7 protein-coding genes are annotated in these 25415 nt (G+C 59.6%); 4 read left to right on the top strand and 3 right to left on the bottom strand.

All coding sequences use genetic code 11. The features are described 5' to 3' along the window. Positions 1–77: 77 nt before the first annotated feature. Positions 78–1067, bottom strand: coding sequence for a tripartite tricarboxylate transporter substrate binding protein (locus tag B9Z51_RS13140; RefSeq protein ID WP_108375440.1), 990 nt, complete (start codon positions 1065–1067; stop codon positions 78–80). Between the two features lie 158 nt (positions 1068–1225). Here B9Z51_RS13140 and B9Z51_RS13135 point away from each other — a divergent pair, with 158 nt between their 5' ends. Continuing rightward, the gene (locus B9Z51_RS13135) at positions 1226–2650 is read left to right on the top strand and encodes an aldehyde dehydrogenase family protein (RefSeq protein WP_108375438.1); all 1425 of its coding nucleotides are present in this window, start codon (positions 1226–1228) and stop codon (positions 2648–2650) included. A gap of 254 nt (positions 2651–2904) precedes the next feature. Further along, positions 2905–4758 (top strand): DEAD/DEAH box helicase, encoded by a 1854-nt coding sequence (locus B9Z51_RS13130; RefSeq protein ID WP_108375436.1) that lies wholly within the window; start codon positions 2905–2907, stop codon positions 4756–4758. 164 nt (positions 4759–4922) lie between these two features. Here the strand turns inward: B9Z51_RS13130 and B9Z51_RS18980 are convergent, their stop codons facing one another. After that, entirely contained in the window at positions 4923–5054 is a 132-nt protein-coding gene (locus B9Z51_RS18980; protein ID WP_255419313.1) for a hypothetical protein, read from the bottom strand. A gap of 215 nt (positions 5055–5269) precedes the next feature. Continuing rightward, positions 5270–5482 carry a helix-turn-helix domain-containing protein gene (locus B9Z51_RS13125; RefSeq protein WP_108375434.1) on the bottom strand — a complete coding sequence of 71 codons (213 nt, stop codon included), beginning with the start codon at positions 5480–5482 and terminating at the stop codon, positions 5270–5272. Positions 5483–6084: 602 nt separating this feature from the next. On the opposite strand from B9Z51_RS13125, the gene B9Z51_RS13120 reads away from it, so the two are divergent. Continuing rightward, complete coding sequence (locus tag B9Z51_RS13120) at positions 6085–6918, top strand: OmpA family protein (protein ID WP_158272890.1); 834 nt, start codon at positions 6085–6087, stop codon at positions 6916–6918. A 122-nt stretch (positions 6919–7040) separates the two neighbouring features. Next, complete coding sequence (locus tag B9Z51_RS13115; protein ID WP_158272889.1) at positions 7041–25163, top strand: Ig-like domain-containing protein; 18123 nt, start codon at positions 7041–7043, stop codon at positions 25161–25163. Positions 25164–25415 lie beyond the last annotated feature (252 nt).

Genomic DNA, 25415 nt, shown 5'->3' with positions numbered 1-25415 from the left:
ACGACAGCAAAAAGCCCCGACATCGTTCAGAAAATCGGGGCTTGATGAGAAAAATTTTCGGGCAATAAGGAGCAGGCTCAGTCGAGCTTGATCCCCAAGTCCACCGCCAACTTGATCCACACGGGCACTTCTGTCTCCCAGTCCTTGCGAGTGTCGGCCAGGTTTTTGGGTTTGTTGGGGATGGCGAAGGTTTCGCGCAGCTTGGCGGCCTTGTCGGTGTTGGACCAGGCCACCGCCTCGTCGGCCAGGCGTTTGAGGATGTGTTCGGGCGTGCCTGCAGGGGCCACCAGCGGCAAGCCGCCTTCGAGCGTCACCAGCTTTTCGGTGTTGCCTTGCTCGGACAGCGTCGGCACATCGGGCAACTTGGGCGAGCGGTAACTGCCTGTCACGCCGATGGCGCGCACGCCCCGGCTGGCCATGGCATTAAAGGCCTGAAAACTGCCCACGGCAATTTGCGACTGGCCAGAGGCCACGTCGAGCCACATCGCCGCCTCGCCCTTGTAGTGCACCGACTGGATCTGCGTGCCGTGCTGGCGGTTGGTCTGGTCGGCCACCATGTGCGGGTAAGAGCCCGGCGCGTAGGTGCCCATGGAAGCAGGGTTCTTTTTCGCCCAGGCCACAAACTCGGCCATGTTTTTGGCCGGGATCTTGTCGTGGATGCCCACCACCAGCGGGCCAGACGGGAACACGGTCACGGGTGTGAGGTCCTTGTCAAGGTTGTAGGGCAGCTTGCTGTAGAGAATGCGGTTTTGCCAATAGGTGCCCGAGGTGCTCATGCTCAGGGTGTAGCCGTCGGCAGGCGCTTTGGCCACCGCGTCGATGCCGATGATGGCTCCGGCTCCGGGTTTGTTTTCGATGACCACGGGCACGCCCAGCTTGGTGGACAGGTATTCACCGAAATTGCGGGCATAAGCATCGGTCAGGCCACCGGGCGGAAAGGCCACCACGATCTTGACCGGCTTCGATGGCCATTTGGCCGCCTGCGCCCAGACTGTGCCGGTCATGGCCAGTGCCAAAGTCAGCATGCTCAACTGGAGAGCGGATCGGCGCACGGAAGATGTGTTCATGGACTGGCCTTGATGAAATGGATTGGAACCAGTTTATGGCCCACTGACGCGCAAGGACACTGGGGTTTTAACCCATGCTTGTCGCCAAGGTGTACAGACAGGCCCGGCTTTGCCCTGTAAAAAGAAGGTCGTTTCAACCCCTCTCTACAAAGCACACCATGGTCCAACATCAGAAGTTCTACATCGACGGCGCATGGGTTGAGCCCTCACAGGCCAAAACCCGCACCGTGATCAACCCCGCCACCGAACAAGCCCTGTACGACATTGCCCTGGGCAATGCCGAGGACGTGAACAAGGCCGTGGCCGCCGCACGGCGTGCGTTTGAGACCTTCAGCCAGACCACCCGCGAAGAACGCATCGCGCTGTTGACCCGCATCATCGAGGTCTACAAAACCCGCGCCAAAGACCTGGGCGCAGCCGTATCCGACGAGATGGGCGCGCCTTTGGCGTTTGCCGAAAAGATGCAAGTCGGCGCGGGTCTGGGGCACATCGTGGCCACCCTGGGCGTGCTCAAGGACTACGACTTTGAAGAAACCATTGGCAACGCCGAGGTGGTGCGCGAGCCCATCGGCGTGGTGGGCATGATCACGCCCTGGAACTGGCCGCTGAACCAGATCGCCTGCAAGGTGGCCCCGGCTTTGGCCGCAGGCTGCACCATGGTGCTCAAGCCATCAGAGTACACCCCCAGCTGCGCGCTGATTTTTGCCGAAATCCTGCACGAAGCTGGTGTACCCGCCGGTGTGTTCAACCTGATCAACGGCCTGGGCCCCGATGTGGGCGCGGTCATGAGCGAGCACCCGGGCATCGACATGATGTCCTTCACCGGCTCGACCCGCGCAGGCATCGACGTGGCGCAGCGCTCGGCCCCCACCGTCAAGCGCGTGAGCCAAGAGCTGGGTGGCAAGTCGCCCAACATCATCCTGGACGATGCGGACTTCCAAAAAGCCGTGAGCGGCGGCGTGGCCCATGTGTTTTTGAACTCGGGTCAGTCATGCAATGCGCCCACCCGCATGCTGGTGCCGCAGTCGCGCATGGACGAGGTGATGGCCATTGCCAAGGCCGTCGCCGATAAGACCAAGGCCGGTGACCCGCGCGCAGATGATACGCAGATGGGCCCGGTGGTCAACGACACCCAATGGCACAAGATCCAGGGCCTGATCGCCAAGGGCATCGAGGAAGGCGCCACGCTGGTGGCCGGCGGCCCCGGACGCCCCGAGGGCTTCAGCGCAGGCTATCTGGTGCGCCCCACCATATTTGGCAACGTGCGCAACGACATGACGATCGCACGCGAAGAAGTCTTCGGCCCGGTGCTGGTCATCATCGGTTACGACGATGACGAAGACGCCATTCGCATGGCCAACGACACGCCTTATGGCCTGGCCGGTTATGTGTCTGGCGGCGACAAAGATCGTGTGCGCGCTGTGGCCCGTCGCTTGCGTGCGGGCAACATCAACCTCAACGGTGTGCCCAACGAGCGCACAGCGCCCTTTGGCGGCTACAAGCAGTCGGGCAACGGCCGTGAATGGGGACGCTTTGGTTTGGAGGAATACCTCGAAGTCAAGGCCATCGCTGGCTTTAACTGAGCCTCGGCCCCATCCTTGAGCATCTGTAGGGATGGGGTGCTTTCAGCGCCCCGCACGCTTTGTGCGACAATCACACCCGTTGCAGCCTCCAGTTGCCGCAACATCAGCACTTCTGCTGGGGCCTGACCCAGGCAACGCTCAAAACAAGCGCCTGCGGTTTCCATGCCCACCCTAAGACCTATCGGCCAACACTGGTAACTGCCAACAGCAGTTGAATGAGCCGATACCCGCGCCGGACATGGCGCTCTGTAAAAATGAACTTTGAAGAATTGAACCTGGCCCCGGCCATCATGCAAGCTGTGCGCGAGCTCGGCTACGAGAACCCCACGCCCATCCAGGCCCAAGCCATCCCCGCCGTTCTGGCCGGACAAGACTTGCTGGCAGGGGCCCAAACCGGCACCGGCAAAACCGCTGCCTTCACCTTGCCTTTGCTGCACAAGCTGAGCCTGAGCGAACCCGGCCAAAACCGCTTTGGCGGCAAAGCCATCCGCGCTTTGGTGCTCACCCCCACCCGCGAATTGGCCGCCCAGGTCGAAGAATCGGTGCGCGACTACGGTAAATACCTCAAGCTCGACTCCACCGTGATCTTTGGTGGCGTGGGCATGAACCCGCAAATCAGCAAGATCAAAAAAGGCGTGGACATTCTGGTGGCCACACCGGGCCGTTTGCTCGACCTGCAAGGCCAGGGTTTCCTGGACTTGTCCAGCATTGAAATTCTGGTGCTTGACGAAGCCGACCGCATGCTGGACATGGGCTTCATCCACGACGTGAAAAAAGTGCTGGCCCTGGTGCCCAAAGACAAGCAAAGCCTGCTGTTCTCGGCCACCTTCAGCGACGAGATCCGCGAGTTGGCGGGCAATCTGCTCAAGAACCCGCAAAGCATTCAGGTCACACCCAGCAACACCACGGTGCAGCGCATCACACAAGTGATCCACCCCGTGGGCCGCAGCAAGAAAAAAGACGTGCTGCTGCACATCATCCAAAAGCACGACTGGAGCCAGGTGCTGGTGTTCACACGCACCAAGTTTGGCGCCAACAACGTGGCCGACTTCCTGACCAAAAACGGCGTGAAAGCCATGGCCCTGCACGGCAACAAGAGCCAGACTGCCCGCACGCAGGCGCTGGCTGGCTTCAAGAGCGGCGACATCCGCGCCCTGGTGGCCACCGACATTGCCGCGCGGGGTATCGACATCGAAGACTTGCCACACGTCGTGAACTTTGAAATCCCGAACGTTTCCGAAGACTACGTGCACCGCATTGGCCGTACCGGCCGCGCCGGTGCCAGCGGCGAGGCCGTGAGCCTGGTGTGTCTGGACGAAGAAGGCTTCATGATGGACATCGAGCGCTTCACCAAGCAAGAGATTCCAGTGCAACTGCTCGAAGGTTTTGGCCCCGAGCCAGGCGAAATTGCCGAGCCCATCGCCATGGGTCGACAAACCTTGTGGGGCGGCGCAGGCAAGCCCCCAGGCCGCGATGTGATGGCTGCAGCTGCCAAAGCGGCGCGCCAGGACATGATGCAACGCATCCGTGACAACAAAGTCTCTGGTGGTGGTGGCCAGGGTCAACGTCAGCCACGCGCCGAAGGCCAGGGTCAACCCCGTCCTTCACGCAACGGTCCGGCCCCCTCGCGTCGCAATGCCCCGCAAGGCGACGCCCGCTTTGAAGGCCAAGGTGAAGGTCAAGGTCGCCGCGAAGGCGGTGGCTTTCAAGGTGGTCGTGGCGAGCCACGCGGTGAAGCGCGATTCGACAACCGGGGCGAAGGCCGCAACGGCCCACGCAACAATGGTCCACGTCCTGAAGGCCGTGGCCCTAACGCCAACCGTGGTGGTGGCCAAGGCGGTCAAGACCGCCGCCGTGGCGATGGCGATGAGTTGCCACGTCACATTGACCCACTGAAAACCACGCAATTCGCGCGCCTGGACTTGCCCAACCGCAAGCCAGTGCGCACCAGCGGCCAACCCGACCCCACACGCACCAGCATTGACAGCCTGGCCAGCGGCAACCGCCGCCATGGCGGCGGCGGCGGCGGTGGTGGTTACGGCGGTGGCAACGGCGGCGGGGGCCGAGGTTTTGGCGGCGGCGGTGGCCGTGGCGGTTTCGGTCGCTGATTACTTCCCCACAAAGAATTGAGCCCGCTGATGCGGGCTCTTTTTTTGGGGCCTCGGTCAGCGCCGAAGCTCACAACACCGCAGCTATAGCGCCAACCTGCGGGGGGCTCTGTAGGTCTGCGGCTTCAGCCCCAACATGAGGTCTGCACCAGAGTGCAACAACGTCAGACCTGAAAGTGCCGACTGACAGGGTCTTGTTGTAGATCGGCTGCTTCAGCCCCGAGCTGAAAACCTGCTCCGCAGTTGAAATGCCATTCGGCGAAGCTGAAACTCAGAACTCCAACCAGCAAGGTCATTTACGGAGCTCCGCACCCTCTCGCCCTGCGTGCTGCTCAATGCCGGGTTACTCTTGCCCCACCCATTTCCGAACTGACTCGGAGCGTTGTTCGCAGGCATTTTTGATGGGCCTTGCCGGGGTAATTTCACAACGTACCAGGCAATTACCGATCCTGGGCGACTTGCAGTCAGACAACAAATTCCTGCTCTATGAGTGCCCCACTGCGGCCCTGCTTCACAGGCTGAGATTCATCTTCTGTTGTTCGGGCCGCTTGTCGATGATCAGTCGCTGAATAGTTTCATCCTGAGTCGCGCTGAGCACGCGTCCATCTCTTCGAATGCTTCCACGCAAGGCCGGGCGAATAGCCGCATAGCCACCGACCTCAAAGCGGTCAATCACCCCGTGCACGGTCGGGTAACTCAAGCCCGTCACTGACACGATTTGCATCACCTTGAGGCCTTTTTGTGCCACCTCTTTACTTGCTTGTGATTCTCTTGCATCTGCTCGAGTGCTTCTTATCTCGTGTCTTCTGTATCGATACAAATAGAAATATTGTCAAAAAATTGATTGAATTTCCTTGAAATTAAATTAATTTTTAATAAAAATTTAGTTTTATTAATAAAAATGGTATTTAAAAATAATTTTTTTCACTCTCAAGCACAACAAATTTGTAATTCATAGTAACTTTATAGGTAATTAAGGATATTCAATAATACAATTGCCACAATAATGAGTTAAAAATGCTTAAATTTGACAATTTAAAAATGATTATCAGCAAAAACAACTGAATTGAACGAAATATTTAAACCATTTTTAAGGAATATTATCAAATGAAAAACATAAATTCATTAAAAAAAGAATCAAAACTATCAAGCATTCGCATTGCTTTAGGTTGGTTCTTAGTCATTCCTGGTGTGCTGATGTCGCCTTGGGTTCATGCGCAAATTTCGCCTGTGACCAGCATCAGCCGAGCCGACAGCACAAGCCACCCATTCGAAATGGGAAACGCGTTTGAAACACCTGGCCCTGTCGACAAGCAGAAAACCCGCTTGATTTTTTACAGATCAGCGACATCCAATTTCAAAGGCGGCGCCACCGTTTACTTCAACGGCATGTACCACGCAACACTGGCACGTAACGCCTACACCAGCTTGTGCGTCAGTCCGGGCATTGGGACTGTTGGGATCAAAGCCGTCATGGTGGGTGCGCCGAGCAAAACCAACCTGGACAGCACCAGTGCCCTCGAGATGCAAGGTGGGCGCAACCAATACATCCGAGTCATTGAGGACCAAAACATCCAGGTGATTCAGCCGGTCAAAGAGCAAGAGGCCCTGGCAGAGCTGACCACAAGTCGAGCGCAAATTCATACCCTCTCTCGCGTCGTGCCCGTGCAAACGTGCAACAGCACCGCAGCTCAGGTGGCGGCCACAAACGAAGTGGCACCAACACCAACACCACAGCCAGTCACCCCAACGGCTCCGGCAAGCGTATCGGTGCAAAACATCACATGGGGTGCAGACGCTTTGTTTGAGTTTGCAGGTTATGACCGTAAAGCGCTGGGAGCTCAGGGACGCATTGCATTGGACAACTTGATTGCCAACGTCAAGGCCAACTACAGCAGCATTGAACACATTCATGTGCTCGGCTATGCAGACCCGATTGGTGAGGAACAAGTCAACGATCGCTTGGCCGGTGACAGAGCAGAAACTGTGCGCGAGTACCTCAAAGAAAACGGACTTCATACGACCCGCATCACGTCGGAAGGCCGAGGCTCCAAAGCCCTGGTCATTGCCACTTGCGGGCGTCAAGCGAAAGCCGAGGACATTGCCTGCAACGCCCCCAACAGGCGGGTCAAGGTCGTGATCAGTGGCGTCATGCGCTGAAGCCTTGACGCCTCCACAGATCTGAAAACGACACGTTCATCCATCAGTGACAAGGCATGCGCGGGCGAATGACGCCAGCGCATGGGTCAAGTCATGAAGCCCCCCCTCAAAGAGACACCCAAATGACAAACAAATTCAAAGTTCTGATCAAAACAGCACGAGCCGACAGCAACCAGGTCGTGGAGGTTGAACAAGGTGCTGCCAACAAAGGCAAAGTACAACGCATCAAAGCCATTGCAGGCGACAAGTACCAGTTGCAAGAAGAGGGCAAAGGACAGGGCTTGGCGCCAGAAAGCATCCAGGTCAAGCGGGTAGGCAAGCACTTGCACGTCCTGTTCACAGGCAGTATCGAAGCAGACTTGATCATTGAGGACTATTACGAAGTCAATTCTGAGGGCTTCAACGGCATCGTGGGTCAGGCGGAAAACGGCAATTACTACGAATACTTGACACAAGACCCGAACGAAGAAGGTCTCATCGGGCGCTTGAAGGACGGCAGCGAGGCCGTCGAGCAAGCCTTGGGCGGCATCGAAGTCAGTGGCACGGGGGCTTTTGTGGGTGTGGCTCTGACTGCATTCAACCCTTTGCTTGCAGGCTTTGGTCTGGTCGCAGCAGGCGCGGTTGTCGCTGATGCTGCAAAAAACACCATCGCCCCCTCAGCCCCCGTCGCCCGGCTTGACACCAGCAGCGACACGGGCGCCAAAGGCGACAAGATCACCACCGACAACACGCCGACCCTGAGCGGCAGCGGCACGCCTGGCGACACCATCACCATCAAAGACCCACAGGGCAACGTCATTGCCACCGCCATCGTCGCGCCCAACGGCACCTGGGAGGCCACACCCGTCAACCCCCTGCCGCTGGGCATCAACAACCTCAGCGTCATTGAAACCAACCCCGCAGGCAACAGCAGCGCACCCACCACGCTGCCCATCACCATCGAAGCGGTGGGTGTGCTTGTTATCCAGGGCGGTGTCTACGCCGGTCTGGTCACTACACCGTCGGTCACACTCATCACCCCAGACGTCACCGATAACCCCGTCGTCACCAATGCCAACGGCGGCGCCACTGTCTACGTCTACGACAACACCGGCACCCTCATGGGCCAGACCACGCTGGCCTCTGACGGCACCTGGCGCATCGACATCGCCAACAGACAAGACTACAGGGGCACTGTCCTGGTCAAAGTCGTTGACATCAATGGCACCGCCATCAACTACATCGACGAAGTCACCTCATCAGGCAAATCGTTTGACACCACCCTGCGCGCCCAAGGCGTGGCCGAAGTCGGCCAGCCCAACTTCAAGGTGGCCGACGACCTCAACTCGGTCTTGACCATCTACATCACCCCCGTGACAGAGCTGGCCGTGCGCACCGCAGGCGTCACCGACACCGTCCCCGCCAGCGTCAAGAACATCGTCACCGCCAACACCAACGTCGCCTCTGCGCTGGGCATGGCCGGGGTGGACATCACCGCTCAACCGACCATCACCAACAGCACCAGCTTCACCGCCACCAACCGCTACAACGCCGATGGTGTCGTCATCCTCACCGACGCAGAAAAATACGGCCTCGTGCTGGCCAAACTCTCGGGCCTGGACAGCGTCAAAGGCAGCATCGACGCCAGCTTGACAGCCCTGCAAGGCCAGATCCAGCCCAGTGGCACCCTGACCACTGCGGGTGCCGCCTTGGTCGATTCAGGGCGCGTGGTCGCGTTGGACGCCCTCAAAGCCGTCAACGGCACCAATCCAGAAAACACCTTCACCATCGACACCCCGCTCAACCGCTGGCTGCTCGGTGACGTGACCATCGTTAAACAAACCGTGACCCCTACCGGTGCTGTGCTCACGGGCGCTGCGCTGCCTGGCAGCACCGTCACCGTCAAACTGCCCAACGGCGACACAGTCAACGCCGTGGCCGACACCACCGGCACCTTCATTGTGAAGTTGACCGCCGAACAAATCCCCACCAGCAACAAACCCATCACCTTCACCGGTACCGACGGCCTGGTCCAGCCCGCTGCCGCTGTCCACGCATTGCCCACCCCACCCACTGCCGCCATTGCACTGAATAGCGACAGCGGCACCGTGGGCGACGGCAAAACCAACGACAGCACACCCACCTTGTCTGGCACCGGCAAGCCTGGTGACACCATCTCCATTAAAGACCCGCAAGGCAACATCTTCGGAACCGCCGTCGTCGCGGCCAACGGCACCTGGGCCATCACGCCAACAACAGCCTTGCCAGACGGCCTGATCAACCTGGCGGTGACTGCCACCGACCCGGCAGGCAACACCAGCGCACCGACCCCGCTGCCCATCACCATCGACACCACGGCACCCGCCGCACCGGCTGCCGTGCTCGACCCCATCAGCGACAGCGGCAAGCTGCTCGACAGCACCACCAACGACAACACGCCAACGCTATCTGGCACTGGCGCCACACCCGGTGACACCATCACCATCAAAGACGCACAAAGCAACGTCATCGGTACCGCCGTGGTTGCCCCCAACGGCACCTGGGCCGTCACACCCACCACTGCGCTGCCTGGTGGCCTGATCAACTTGGCGGTGACTGCCACCGACTCTGCTGGCAATACCAGCGCACCCACTGCGCTGTCCATCACCATCGACACCACAGGCCCCGCCGCACCGGCTGCCGTGCTCGACCCGACCAGCGACAGCGGCAAGCTGCTCGACAGCACCACCAGCGACAACACGCCCACGCTCTCCGGCGCTGGCGCCACACCCGGTGACACCATCACCATCAAAGACGCACAAAGCAACGTCATCGGCACCGCCGTGGTCGCGGCCAACGGCACCTGGGCCATCACGCCCACCACTGCGCTGCCTGATGGTCAGATCAACTTGGCGGTGACTGCCACCGATCTGGCGGGCAACACCAGCGCACCCACAGCGCTGCCCATCACCATCGATACCACGCCGCCCGCAGCACCTGCGGCCGTGCTCGACCCGACCAGCGACAGCGGTACCAAAGGTGACAACACCACCAACGACAACACGCCCACGCTCAGTGGCGCAGGCGCCACGCCCGGAGATGTCATCACCATCAAAGACCTCCAAAACAAGGTCATCGGAACCGCTGTCGTCGCAGCCGACGGCACCTGGTCCGTCACGCCCACCGCACCGCTGCCTGACGGCCTGAACAAACTGGCCGTCACCGCCACCGACCCGGCTGGCAACACCAGTTCCGAAACAAAGCTGCCCATCACCATCGACACCGACGGCGGAAACATCCAGCCCAGCGGCGCGACCGACGCCAACACCAGCGCCATCGTCACAGTCGACGCCATCAGCACCGACAGCGGCGTCAGCGGCAGCGACTTCATCACCTCTGACAACAGCCTCACCTACAGCGGCACCGTCTCAGGATTCACCGCCAACGGCGACGTCATCAAGGTTGAAATCAAAAACGCGGCCGGCATCGTCGTCAACACCGCCTACGTCACCCCCGTCAACAACGCCTGGTCGTGGATCGACACCAACACCAACCGGGCCGATGGCAACTACACCGTCGTGGCCACCGTGGTGGACCCAGCAGACAACCGTGTCAACACAAGCGCCACTGGCCAAGCCAACCAAATCGTCACCATCGACACCAGTCACAGCACCAACACCGACCACAACAACGCCAGTGGTACACCCCAGACCGACTCGAACACTGCAGCCACGGTGGCCATCACCAACATCAGCGACGACACCGGCCCTGGCGCCAATGACTTCGTCACCCAAGACACCACACTCACCTACAGCGGCACAGTCACGGGTTTCACAAGATCCGTCAATGGTTTCTACAGCGACAAAGTCAAGCTCGAACTGATCGGCTCCACGGGTACCGTGTTCACCTCCTACGTTGATGTCACCAACCTGAACAACGGCAACGGCACCTGGACGCTCGACAAATCCCTCATCACCCCCACCAACCCGGTTTTGAGCAACGGCAAATACACCATCCGCGCCACCATCGTGGACATGGCCGGTAATCAGGTCAACACCGGTGCAGCCGGCCAAGCCACGCAAACCCTTATCGTGGACAACAGCGCAGACATCAACCCTGACAACGGCAGCAACGGCGGGGGCGGCACCGATCTCAACACCACAGCCACTGTCTCCATCACCACCATCCACGACGCAGCCAACGGCTCCATCGACAGCGGTGAACTCAGTAACGACTTCGTCACCAACGACAACAGTCTGACCATCCAGGGCACCACCAGCCTCAGCAGTGCGGGTGCTGCTGCGGGCGACCAACTGCTGGTTACCCTCGTTGACAGCGCCAAGCGCATCGTCGCCACCCAATACGTCATCCCCGACAGCACCGGCAAATGGGCCATGAACAACCAGGCCAACAACCTGGCGGATGGCGTCTACACCATCCAAGTAGACATCGTCGACCTGACAGGGGGAACCGTCAAAGGCAACGCAGCCACGCAAACCCTGGTCATCGACAGCAACAAAGGCGGCACCGACGTCTCCAGCAATCCCGGCAACTTCAGCGGCGCCAACATCAGCAGCACCGACTTGAATGGGGGCAGCACCGTCACCGTCGGCGTGACCCGCATCACCGATGACACCGGCTTCAGCACCGCCGATTTCATCACCAGCGATCGCAGCCTGGTGATCCACGGCAACACCGCCAACTTCACAGCCACCAACGGCAGCACGGGCGACAAAGTGCGCGTACAAGTCGTAGACAGCACCGGTAAAGTCGTGGCCGAAAAATACGTCACACTTGACAACACAGGCGCATGGACAGCTGACGCATCGGGCACCAGTCTGCCCGACGGCAGCTACACCCTTCGCAACGCCATCGTGGACAAAGCGGGCAACATCGTCAAAGCAGGCACCGACCAGCCCCTGGTCATCAGCAACACCGCCGCGCCCACCAACGCCTCGGTCAGCATCGCCAGCATCAGCGACGACACAGGTGATGACGCCACCGACTTCATCACCAAGGACAACACCCTCACCATCAACGGGACCACCCATGGCTACGATGCCAACACCCACAAAGTGTTGGTTCAAGTCCTCAGCGGCAGCACCGTCGTGGCCTCGGGCTACGCCAGTGTTGACAGCGCAGGCAAGTGGTCTTTCTTGCCAGACACCACCACAAACAACATCGTCGCCGCCAGCCTGACTGATGGCAGCTACACCCTCCGCGCCGTACTCACCAGCATTGCAGGCGTTGAAGTCACCGGCACAGCCGCCACACACGCCCTGGTGGTGGACACCCAAAGCGGCACCAACTTCGGTGGAAACAACGGCAGCAACGGCAGCGGCGCCACTGACCCCAACAACGCCGCAGGCGTCAGCGTCACCAGCATCCACGACACCGCCAACGGCTCCATCGACAGCGGCAGCAGCAGCACCGACTTCATCACCAACGACAACACCCTCATCATCCAGGGCACCACCGTGGGCTTCAGCGCCACCGGTGCGGGTGCGCTCGACAAAGTGCGTGTGCAAATTCTGGACAGCAACAAAGGGGTTGTAGCGCAGCAATACGTCACCCCGGACACCTCAGGCAACTGGTCCATCGACAACAAAGCCAACGCTTTGGCTGACGGCAAATACAGCATCCAGGCCGACATCGTGGACGCCGCTGGCAACACCGTCAAAGCAGGCACACCGCAAGCCTTGGTGATTGACACCAACCAAGGCGGCACCAACAACGGCAGCAACCCCGGCAACCCCGACGGCAATGGCGCCGCACAAGTTGACCCCAACGCCACCAGCGCCACCGTCAGCATCACCGGCATCACCGACGACACCGGCTTCAGCGCGTCTGACTTCATCACAGCCGACGGCACCCTCGTCATCAGCGGCACCAGCAGCTTTGTCACCACAGCTGGCGCAGCGGGCGATCAAGTGCGCGTGCAAATCGTCAACACACAAGGCAACGTGGTGGGCGAAACCTATGTCGGCAGCACTGGCGCTTGGAGTTTTGACAACCACCTCCAGACCCTGATCGACGGCAACTACACGCTCAAAGCAGCCATCATGGATGCCGCTGGCAACGTGGTCAAAGCCGCAGCTGAGCAAGCCTTGGTCATCCACAGTGGCAACACCCCGACCTCCGCCACGCTGGCCATCAGCAGCATCAGCACCGACTCAGGCCTGAGCAGCACGGACTTCATCACCAACGACAACCAGCTGACCATCAGCGGCACCACCGACGGCTTTACCGTGGGCGGCACCGACAAGATCCTGGTGCAAGTCATCAAGGTCAGCGACGGCTCAGTGGTCAGCAGCGGCTACGCTGCGCACCTCAACAACAGCGCCAATGCAGGCTGGACATTCGTCACCGACGGCGGCAGCGCCAACCTCGTCAACAAAGCCAACTTGGACGACGGCAGCTACACCATCCGCGCCGTCTACACCAGCAACACGGGCGTGGAAATCAGCCCCCCCGTCACCCACAGCTTGGTGATCGACACCGTAAGCGGCACCAACTACGGTGGCAGCAACAACGGCAACGGTAACGTGGACCCCAATGCCGCAGTTGCCCTCAGCATCGACAGCATCACCGAAGACTCTGGCGTCAGCGCCACCGACTGGTTGACCCACGACAGCCAGCTCATCATAAACGGCAGCGCACCCAGCTTCAGCAAACTCAATGGCGGAGAAGGCGACGTGGTGCGCGTGCAAATCTACAACGACACCACACTCGTGCGCGAAAGCTACGTCACCGTCGACGCCACCGGCCACTGGGCCTTGGACAACACCGGCAACACACTGGCCGATGGCAGCTACACCGTCAAAGCCGCCATCCTGGATGTGGCTGGCAATACCGTGAAAGTCGCTGTTGACAAAACGCTGGTCATCCACACCAGCAACAGCAACACCACAGACCCCAACAACAGCGCCACCGTCGCCATCACCGCCATCACCACGGACAGCGGCAATGCCACCGACTTCAACACCAGCGACACCACGCTCACCTACAGCGGCACCGTGGCCAACTTCACCAACAACGGTGACTGGGTCAAGCTCGTCCTCACCAACGCATTCGGCGATGTGGTTGCCACCCAATATGTCACACCCACCACCTCGGGTGCAGGCGCACAAAACGGCACCTGGACGTGGGCCTACGAAATCCCTCAAAGCGAGGCCAACTACACCCTGACCGCCACCATCGTGGACCCCGCAGGCACACGCCTGAACAGTGCAACAGGCGGCCAAGCCACCCAGCTTGTGGTGGTCGATACCACAGCGCCCGCCACCACGGCTGCTGTCACCGCCATCAACGACAACGAAGGCCCCGTCACCGGCGTCGTTTCCAATGGCGGCAGCACCGACGACACATCGCCAGGCGTTTCGGGCAGCTTGAGTGCGGCACTGGCTGCCGGCGAGTCCGTGCGGGTGTACGACAACGGTGTCTACGTGGGCAACGCCACAGCATCGGTCGGCAGCACCACCTGGACCTTCACCGATCTACGTACCACACTGGGCAACAACAGCGTTGTCAGATACACCGCCAAAGTGGCTGACACAGCGTTCAACGAAAGCGCCGCGAGCGACGCATACAGCGCCACCATCATCACCAGCGTGCCCTCCATCACCATCGGCAGCATTGCTGGCAACACAGTGACTGACTTGGCAGGTGGTTTCAACGGCACCTTCGATGGCAGCGAGCGCGGAACCGGTACCACAACCGTGGTCACCAAGCCCGTCATCAGCGGCACCAGTACGAACCTGGAGGGTCAAACCATCACCGTCACCATCAACGGCACCAACCACCTGGCTACCGTTGCTGCAGGCGGGGCCTGGAGCGTCACGCTGAATGATACCGACGCCATCGTCCTCAACCACGGCAACACCTACCAAGTGATTGCTGCGGCCACAAGCACGGGCGGCAAAGTAGCCACAGACATGAACAACGGCATGGTGGTGAATACGGCAACGCCCGACATCCCCACCGTGTTGAATAACTACTCAGGCACCCTCACGCCCACTTTATCCGGCTCTGCACAAAAAGCTGTACCCGGCTCGCCCGTTTCCTATATGGCCTTGGAATCTGGAGACACACTCACCGTTACCGTTGGCGGCGCCACCTACAGCGGCACCATCGGCAGCTTGCCTGCAGGCATCACCTACAACACCACCACACATGAGTGGTCACTCAACACCGATACAGCCGTGACCACCAGCGGCACGCTCAGCTTGGCCACGGGCAACACCTACGACGTAGCCGTGACCGTGAAAGCTGGCAGCGTGACAAACACTGACGTGAGCACAGGCGAGCTGCACATCAACACAGACAAACCAAGCATCACGCTCAACGAAATCAGCAACAACTACATCAACGCCGCCGAATCGCTCCAGCCCCTCACCATCACTGGCTTTACTGATGCACAAGTAGGCGCCACCGTGACAATGGCTGGCTTGGGTGTGTCACCTGCGCCTACAGCAACCGTGCTGGCGGGTGTGGACAGTACCCACAACACATTCTCGTTCACGCTCACGGCAGCGCAAGTCAGCGCCTACGCCATCGCTGCAAACTCAGGCAGCAAAAACGTCACCGCTTCTGTGGTGAACCAGTTTGGTCTGACTGGCAAGGATGTCGAAGACGTCATCATTGACGTGACCGGACCAAGCTTTACCTCGGGCGCAGTGGCCACAGCACAAAACGAAAACATCGCGGCAGGCACCGCCATCTACGATGCGGACGTGACCGACAGCAACACCGTCACCTACAGCTTCAAGGCTGGAACAGGCGACGCGGCCAGCATGGGCATCGACAGCAACACCGGTGTGGTCACCCTCACAGGCTCGCCCAACTACGAAAGCAAAGCCAGCTATGGCTTCACCGTGGTGGCTACAGACGCCGCAGGCAACACCACTGAAAAGGCCGTCACCCTCGCCATCAACAACCTGAACGAAGCCCCCTCAGGCACCAGCAGCACCATCATCGTGCTCGAAGACGGCAGCAAAACCTTTGCAGCCTCTGACTTTGGATTTGCGGATACTGCTGATGCACCCAATGCCAACGCACTGAGCGCTGTGATCATCACCACACTGCCGACCGCAGGCACGCTCAAACTCAACGGCACAGCTGTGACGCTGGGCCAAAGCATCGCAGCCGCCAGCATAGGCAACCTCGTGTTTGCCCCAGCAGCCAACGCCAGCGGTGCGGCCTACTCCTCCATTGGTTTCAAAGTGCAAGACAACGGCGGCACAGCCAATGGCGGTGTAGATACGAGCACAACAGCCAACACCTTGACCATCAATGTGACGGCCGAGAACGATGCCCCCACAGGCACCAGCAGCACCATCACCGTGCTCGAAGACGGCAGCAAAACCTTCGCAGCCTCTGACTTTGGTTTTGTGGATGCCAGCGACACCCCTTCCAACGCATTGCAAGCGGTGATCATCACCACACTGCCCACCGCAGGCACGCTCAAACTCAACGGCACAGCCGTGACGGCCAACCAAAGCATCGCCGTGTCGGACCTGGGCAACCTCGTGTACGCACCGGCAGCCAACGCCAACGGTGCGGGCTACACGACCATTGGCTTCAAGGTGCAAGACAACGGCGGTACGGCCAATGGCGGAGCGGACACCAGCACGGTGGCGAACACCTTGACCATCAATGTGACGCCTGTGAACGATGCCCCAACAGGCACCAGCAGCACAGTCACCGTGTTCGAAGACGGCAGCAAAACCTTTGCAGCCTCTGACTTTGGTTTTGCGGATACCAGCGACACCCTAGCCAACACATTGCAAGCGGTGATCATCACCACACTGCCCACCGCAGGCACGCTCAAACTCAACGGCACCGACGTAACCTTGAACCAAAGCATCGCTGTGTCGGACCTGGGCAACCTCGTGTACGCCCCGGCAGCCAACGCCAACGGCAACGCTTACACCACCATTGGCTTCAAAGTGCAAGACAACGGCGGTGCTACCAATGGCGGAGCGGACACCAGCGCGATGGCGAACACCTTGACCATCAATGTGACGCCTGTGAACGATGCCCCCACAGGCACCAGCAGCACAGTCACCGTGCTCGAAGACGGCAGCAAAACCTTCGCAGCCTCTGACTTTGGTTTTATGGATGCCAGCGACACCCTGGCCAACACATTGCAAGCGGTGATCATCACCACACTGCCCACCGCAGGCACACTCAAACTCAGCGGCACAGCCGTGACGGCCAACCAAAGCATCGCAGTGGCGGAACTGGGCAACCTCCTGTACGCCCCGGCAGCCAACGCCAACGGCAACACTTACACCACCATTGGCTTCAAAGTGCAAGACAACGGCGACACGACCAATGGCGGTGTGGATACGAGTACAACAGTCAACACCTTGACGATCAATGTGACGCCTGTGAACGACGCACCCATTGTGGCCAACGCCCTTGCCGACACCACCGCCACAGCGGGCACTGCAATGACGGACTATGTGATCGCGTCAACCGCGTTCACGGACGTGGACAGCAGCACACTCACCTACACGGCCACCCTGGCCGATGGCTCGGACCTGTCCACCAAAGGCCTGAACTTTGATGCAACGACACGCACCATCAGCGGCACCCCCACGGCGGCTGGCACCATCAGCGTCAAAGTCACTGCCAGCGATGGCAGCCTGACAGCGGACGACACCTTCGATATCGTGGTCGGCATCGCCCCGTTGGGCATAACCGTGCAGATCACGGCCATCAGCGACGACTCAGGCACTGCGGGTGACTTCATCACCAAGGACAACAACGGCCTGACCGTCAGCGGCACGCTGAGCACTGCACTGACCGCTGGACAAAAGCTGTGGTACTCGCGGGACAACGGCGTAAGCTGGACAGACATCACCGCCAGCGTCACAGGCACCGCCATCAGCTACGCAGACGCAGCACTCACCAGCACGAACACCGTGCAAATGCGTGTGCAAGGCGCAGGTAGTACTTACAGCGTTGCCGCCAAGCAGCTCGTGACCATCGACACCACACCGCCAGATGCACCGGCTGCCGTGCTCGACCCGACCAGCGACAGCGGCACCAAAGGCGACAGCACCACCAGCGACAAAACGCCCACATTGAGCGGCTCAGGCGCCACGCCCGGCGATGTCATCACCATCAAAGACCCTCAAAACAAGGTCATCGGCACCGCCGTGGTCGCCCCCGACGGCACTTGGGCCATCACACCCACCACGCCCCTACCCGAAGGCCTGAACAACCTGACCGTCACCGCCACCGACCCTGCTGGCAACACCAGCGCGCCCACACCGCTGCCCATCACCATCGACACCACAGGCCCTGAGCCCGTGGTCTCGACTGAAAACCCGCTCAACCCACCCGCCGGCAAAACCAGCCTGAGCGTGGATGCCGTCACCGCAGACAACATCGTCAACAACACCGAGGCCAGCGGCAGCGTCACCATCACCGGCACGGCCCGTGGCGATTTCACCACAGGTGATGTGGTCAGCCTCGTCATCAAAGGCGTGAGCTACAGCGGCACCGTCAACGCCAGTGGTGCCTACAGCATTACCGTCTCTGGTTCAGACCTGAGCGGCGACACCGACACCACCATCGCTGCCACCTTGGTCGCGCACGACAAGTCCGGCAACCCCGGCACGATCACTGCCAGCAAGGCCTACACGCTCGAGGGCACCATATCCACCACCGTGAGCATCACGGCCATCAGCGACGACTCAGGCACTGCGGGTGACTTCATCACCAACGACAACAACGGCTTGACCGTCAGTGGCACGCTGAGCGCCACGCTGACCGCTGGTCAAAGGCTGTGGTATTCGCGGGACAACGGCGTGAACTGGATCGACATCACCACCAGCGTCAGCAACACCGCCGTCAGCTATGCAGACTCAGCGCTCACCAGCACGAGCACGGTGCAAATGCGGGTGCAAGGCGCAGGCAGCACTTACGGCGCTGCTGCATCACAACTGGTCACCATCGACAGCAGCGCACCCACGCAAACCGTGGTCATCACCGACATCCTGGACAACGAAGGTGCGATCACTGGCACCGTTGATTCAGGCGGCAACACCGATGACACCAGTTTGAACCTCAAAGGCACGGTCAGCGCCGCATTGGCCAGCGGTGAAGTGGTGAAGGTTTATGACGGCAGTACCTACCTGGGCAACGCCACCGTCAGCGGCACCAACTGGACCTTTGCAGACACCCGCACATTGGTCAACGCTCAACAAGTGAGCTACATCGCCAAGGTGGTTGACACAGCAGCCAACGCCGGGCCGGTTTCTTCACCCTACACAGCGACGATCAGCACCAGCGCTCCCTCCATCACCATCGGCAGCATTTCTGGCGACACAGTGACTGACTTGGCAGGTGGTTTAAACGGCACCTACGATGGCAGCGAGCGCGGAACCAGCACCACAACAGTGACCACCAACCCCATCATCAGCGGCACCAGCACCAATCTGGAAGGTCAAACCATCACCGTCACCATCAACGGCACCAACCACACGGCAACCGTTGGCACTGGTGGTGCATGGAGCGTCACGCTCAGCGTTACCGACGCCATCGCCCTCAACCACGGCAACACCTACCAAGTGATTGCTGCGGCCAAAAGCACGGGCGGCAAAGTGGCCACAGACATGAACAATGGCATGGTGGTGAATACGGCAACGCCCGACATCCCCACCGTGTTGAACAACTACTCAGGCACCCTGACGCCTACGTTGACTGGCCTTGCACAAAAATCTGTACCCGGCTCGCCCGTTACCTATATGGCCTTGGAAACTGGCGACACACTCACCATCAGCGTGGGCGGCGCCACCTACAGCGGCACCATTGGCAACTTGCCTGCAGGCATCACCTACGACGCCATCACAAAGCAGTGGTCACTCGTCACTGGCGGCACGGGCGCGGCTGCGCCCAGCAGCGGTACCCTCTCCCTCGCCAGCGGCAACACCTACGACGTTGGGGTCAGCGTCAGCGCTGGCGGCGTCACCAAGACTGACATCAGCAACGCTGAACTGGTCATCAACACGGCAAACCCCACCATCACGCTGAATGAAATCAGCACCGATGGTTACCTCAACGCGGCAGAAGCGGGCCAACCTCTCACCATCACGGGTGTGACCAATGCGCAAGTAGGCTCCACCGTCACCTTGGACGGTTTTGGTGTGTCACCTGCACCCACGGCAACTGTGTTGGCAGGCGTTGGTGGCAACAACACCTTCTCGGTCACCCTCACGGCAGCGCAAGTGAGCGCTTATGCCATTGCAGCCAACGCAGGCAGCCAAGACTTCACCGCCACTGTGGTCAACCAGTTCGGTCTGAGTGGCAGTGATGCTGAAAACGTCGTCATTGACATCAGCGCCCCCACCTTTGCAAGCACAGGCACCGACGTGGCCACAGCGCAAAACGAAAACATCGCCACCTCAGTGATTGTTTACGACGCCAACGCCACTGACACCGGCGGCACTGTCAGCTACAGCCTGTCTGGTACGGACGCGAGCGCCTTCATCATCAACGCCAGCACCGGCGAAGTGACGCTGAAAGACTCTCCCAACTACGAGGCCAAAACCAGCTACAGCTTCTCTGTGGTCGCCACCGATCTTGCGGGGAACACCACGACAAAACCAGTCACCCTGGCCTTGAACAACATTGACGAAGTGGCCCCCACCATCAACTCAGGTGCCGCCGCCACGGTGGCAGAAAACACAGCAGCAACCTCTGTGGTCTACACCGCCACGGCCTCGGACACCGACTACAACCCACAAGGCGCACTCAGCATCAGCTACAGCCTGACAGGCACAGATGCGAGTCTGCTCACCATCGACAGCAGCACCGGTCAAGTCAAACTCAATGCGGCGTCCAACTACGAAAACAAGACAAGCTACAGCTTCAACGTGCTTGCCACCGATGCCAAGGGCAACGCGGGCAGCCAAGCTGTGACCTTGAATGTCACCAACGTCGACGAAGTGGCCCCCACCATCACCTCAGCTGCCACCGCCACCGTGGCAGAAAACACGGCAGCCACCGCGGTGGTCTACACCGCCACGGCCACGGACACCGACTACAACCCACAAGGCGCACTCAGCATCAGCTACAGCCTGACGGGCACTGATGCCAGCCTGCTCACCATCGACAGCAGCACCGGTCAAGTCAAACTCAATGCGGCGTCCAACTACGAAAACAAGACAAGCTACAGCTTCAACGTGGTCGCCACCGATGCCAAAGGCAACGCGGGCAGCCAAGCTGTGACCTTGAATGTCACCAACGTAGACGAAGTGGCCCCCACCATCACCTCTGCTGCTACAGCCACAGCAATCAACGAAACCATTGCGGCCAACACCTTGGTGTACACCGCAGCAGCGACAGATACGGACTTCAACAGCCCTGCCATGGCCACCAGCGTCTCCTACAGCCTCAAAGCTGCGACGGGCGACGTGACCAAGTTCAGCATCAACAGCAGCACGGGCGCTGTCACGTTGACCGAGTCACCTGACTTTGAAGTCCAGCCTGGCTACGCCTTCACCGTGGTTGCCACAGATGCCGCTGGTAATTTCAGCGAGAAGGCGGTGACCTTGGCTGTCAACAACCTCAACGAAGCGGTTACCGGCGTTAACGACACCGCCAGCATCCAGGAAGCCGGTGGCACAGCCAACGCCACCGCAGGCGCAGCCCTCACATCCACCAGCAGCGGCTTCAGCGCCCTGAACGTGCTGGCCAACGACACCGATGTGGACAATGGCGATACGAAATTTGTCAGCACCATCCTCAAAGGAACAACAGGGTCAACTACCACGGTCAGTGCAGGCACCACCAGCGCCACGGGTCAAAGCATCGTGGGCAACTATGGCACCTTGGTCATCGGCGCAGATGGCAGTTACACCTACACCGTCAACCAAAGCAACGCCACCGTTCAAGCTTTGAACATCAGCAGCACCGCGCTGAACGACGTGTTCACCTACACCATCAAAGACTCAGGGGGCCTCACCAGCACCGCCACCCTCACGGTGGCTGTGAACGGTGCCAACGACGCGCCCATTGTGGCCAACGCCATTGCCGACACCATCGGCTACGTCGGTTTGGCCCTGAGTTACACCGTGCCCGCAGCCAGCTTCAGCGACGTGGACAGCAGCAGCCTCACCTACACCGCGGTTGTGGTCGATGCCAATGGCAATGCACTCGCGACACAACCGGGCTGGCTCAGCTTCAATTCCAGCACACTCACTGTGAGCGGCACACCCCCTGTGGGCACCAACACATTGCGGGTCAAAGTGACTGCCAGCGATGGCGCCTTGAGTGCCAGCGACGTGTTTGACATTGTCATCAACACGGCCGCGATGACGGGCCAAGCGGTTGGCGATAAGCTGGGTCAGTCCCTGTCGTTTGCAGGGGATGTGAACGGTGATGGCTACGACGATGTGATCGTGGGCGCACCTTATGCGGATGCCTCCGCAGCGGATGCAGGCCGCGCTTATGTCTTGTTTGGTTCTTCAACCGGTCTGCCTACCCAGGTGGATATGGCAGCATTGGTTGCAGGCACATTTACCCAAGGTTTCCTGATCAATGGTCCATCGTTCAACGACCAGGCAGGTTATGGCGTGTCCGCTGCTGGCGATGTGAACGGTGACGGCTTGTCAGATTTGCTGGTGGGTGCCCCTGGTTCTGACCCCAACAGTTTGACAGACAGCGGCAGCATGTATGTGGTGTATGGCAAGACCACCAGCAGCGCGGTGAATTTGTCTGCTTTGACTTCAGGCACCAGCACGCAGGGTTATGTCATGCAGGGTTGGGTAGCCAACAGCTATGCAGGTACCAATGTCAACTATTTGGGTGATGTGAATGGCGATGGCATTGCTGACGTGCTCATTTCTGAACAGTCTAGAGCCTATGTGGTGTACGGCAAAACCAACAGCAACACTGTCAACTTGTCTGCATTGACAGGTGCAGCGGGCACGGGCGGCTTTGTCTTCGACACGGGTGCATATGATCTTCACAACAGCGCCAACACCATTTCTGCAGCCGGAGACGTCAATGGCGACGGCTTGGCCGACATCATTGTGGGCGGTATAGATTCTGGCCGTGCCTATGTCATCTATGGTCAGACGGGCACCGCCCGTGTGGATGCAACGGCCATGACGGCGGGCACATCATCAGCGGGCTTTGTCATCAATGGTCAAATCGCCGAGAACTTTGCTTATTCTGTGTCGACCGCTGGCGACGTGAACGGTGACGGTCTAGCAGACCTTGTGGTGGGTGCAAACACCGCAGACCCTGTGGCCGGTGCCGATGCGGGTAAATCGTATGTGGTGTTCGGTAAAACGGGGACGACCGCTGTGAACATCTCGGCCATTGCAGCGGGCAGTGGTGGTTTTGTGATCAACGGCCAATGTGCGTCTGACAAGAGCGGTGAGAGCGTTTCTTATGCAGGCGACATCAACGGCGATGGTTTGGCCGATTTGCTGGTGAGTGCGCCCAACGGCGATCTTCCGTCGATATCAAATGTCGGTCGCACTTATGTGGTTTTTGGCAAAACCTCGGGCACAGCGGTCGATTTGAGCGCCATTGCAGCAGGCTCTGGCGGCTTTGCAATGAATGGTCAAGTGGCAAGCGCAATCATTGGATTCCATGTGACCCACGCGGGTGACCTGAATGGCGACGGTTACGACGATCTGGCTGTCAGTTCCAAAACTGCAAGCAATACAGGTCAGGCTTACATTGTTTATGGTACTTCTAACTATGTGAACACCACCTTGGCACTGGGCACGGGGATGTTGGCAAGCGAGCTGGTGATTGGCACGATCGGCAACGACACTCTGGTGGGCGGTGGCGGTGTGGACCGTTTCAGTGCAGGTGCCGGCAACGACACCATTGTGCAGACAGCCTCAGACATCACCAACCTGGCCAACAACACGGCGTCTTCTGTCAAAGCGCGTGTGGATGGAGGCGGTGGCTTTGACACGCTGCGCTTGAGTGGGGGTGCCAATCTGGACATGACGGCCATCAGCAACGTGGCCGCCATGGCCAACGATGGCACCAGCCGCATCCACAGCATCGAGCGCATCGACATGGCCACCGACACCGCAGCCAACACGCTGAGCATCGCAGCCAGAGACGTCAAGGACATGGCGGGCTTGAACAGTATCTACACCGGCACCGCCAGCGACGACGGCAAGACATGGACCAACGTGTCCGCAGGCACAGCCCTGAGCGCCACCACTAAATTTCACCAAGTGGTAGTGGACGGCACCAGCATTGACATCGTGAACCTCAAAGGCAGTGGCTGGACAACCGCGGGCACGGTGAATGATGGTTCAAGCAACTATGTGGTCCACCAAAATACCGCAACGGCTTCACAAGTGATCGTGAAGTCAGGCGTGGTGGTCAACCAGAACGTGGCCCCCGTGGTGATCGACCTCAACCGTGACGGCATGCTGAGCTACGGCCAAGTGGCCATGGACGTGAACGGTGATGGCCACCTCGACCAACCCGCATGGGCTGGCGCACAAGACGGTGTGCTGGTGTGGGACAAGTTGGCAGACGGTCTGGTCCACAACAACAGCCAGTATGCCTTTGCCCAATATGCCACCACCTACCGCTTCGATGCCTTGGGCAATGCCCGCGCTGCCACCGACTTGGAAGGTTTGGCCGATGCGTTCGACACCAACCACGACGGCTTGTTCAACGCTGCCGACGCCAAGTTTGCCGAGTTCAAAGTGTGGCAAGACGCCAACCAAAACGGCGTGTCAGACGCAGGCGAGGTGCACAGCATGAACGACTTGGGGCTTGAGTCGATTCACCTCATCAGCGATGGTGTGGTGCGCACACCCGTTGCGGGCGTGACCGAAGCAGGTCAAACCACCGCAACGGCCACAGATGGTTCATCTGTGTTGGTTTCAGATGCAGGCTTTGCCTTCAGCGATTTGGCTTACTCTGCCGAGACCGTCACTGGTTTGGGTGCACAGATCAATCTGTTGGGTGCCAACATGTACCTCGATTTATCGAGCTTCGTGGCCATGCACAACAACGTGGCTACCGTTGATTTGTCAGGCACAGGTGCCAACACATTGACACTCGCACTCAACGATTTGCTGGGAATCTCCGCAAGCAACGGCGTGCACACCCTGAAGTTGACTGGCGATGCCGACGATACTGTGCACCTGGTGGCCAATGAGTGGCGCAACACGGGCACCACGGTGACCGAAGGTCACCATACTTACGCGATATACAGGGCCCATGACACCAATGCCGCTCAATTGCTGATCGATCAAGCCCTGCTCACTGCGGCTCACTTGAATTAAAGCATCACGGCCTGCTTCTTTGACTTGTTCTGGGTTCGTCTAGCCAGAACCCACACTCTTGTAAGGGTGTGGGTTTTTTCTAGGTGCATCCCATAGGGGCGCCTCTCTGCGGGGGCAAGTCCCGTTGCGAGCAGATCACCGCGTGAGGAGGCCGAGCGTGTGCAGGAAGTGTGGAGCGTCCATCGCGAGCGATGGATGGATGCTGCGGTTCAGACAATGTCTGTGTGGCCAGGCATCCGTGCCGGGACTGAA

The sequence above is a fragment of the Limnohabitans sp. T6-5 genome (assembly GCF_003063315.1).
Classification (GTDB): Bacteria; Pseudomonadota; Gammaproteobacteria; order Burkholderiales; family Burkholderiaceae_C; genus Limnohabitans_A.
This window is presented reverse-complemented; position numbering and strand designations above follow the sequence as displayed.

What these genes read in the sequence shown, in the direction of transcription:
- B9Z51_RS13140 (WP_108375440.1), bottom strand. Translation starts at nt 1,067, where the DNA reads ATGAACACATCTTCCGTGCGCCGATCCGCTCTCCAGTTGAGCATGCTG.
- B9Z51_RS13130 (WP_108375436.1), top strand. Translation starts at nt 2,905, where the DNA reads ATGAACTTTGAAGAATTGAACCTGGCCCCGGCCATCATGCAAGCTGTG.
- B9Z51_RS13125 (WP_108375434.1), bottom strand. Translation starts at nt 5,482, where the DNA reads ATGCAAATCGTGTCAGTGACGGGCTTGAGTTACCCGACCGTGCACGGG.
- B9Z51_RS18980 (WP_255419313.1), bottom strand. Translation starts at nt 5,054, where the DNA reads ATGACCTTGCTGGTTGGAGTTCTGAGTTTCAGCTTCGCCGAATGGCAT.
- B9Z51_RS13115 (WP_158272889.1), top strand. Translation starts at nt 7,041, where the DNA reads ATGACAAACAAATTCAAAGTTCTGATCAAAACAGCACGAGCCGACAGC.
- B9Z51_RS13135 (WP_108375438.1), top strand. Translation starts at nt 1,226, where the DNA reads ATGGTCCAACATCAGAAGTTCTACATCGACGGCGCATGGGTTGAGCCC.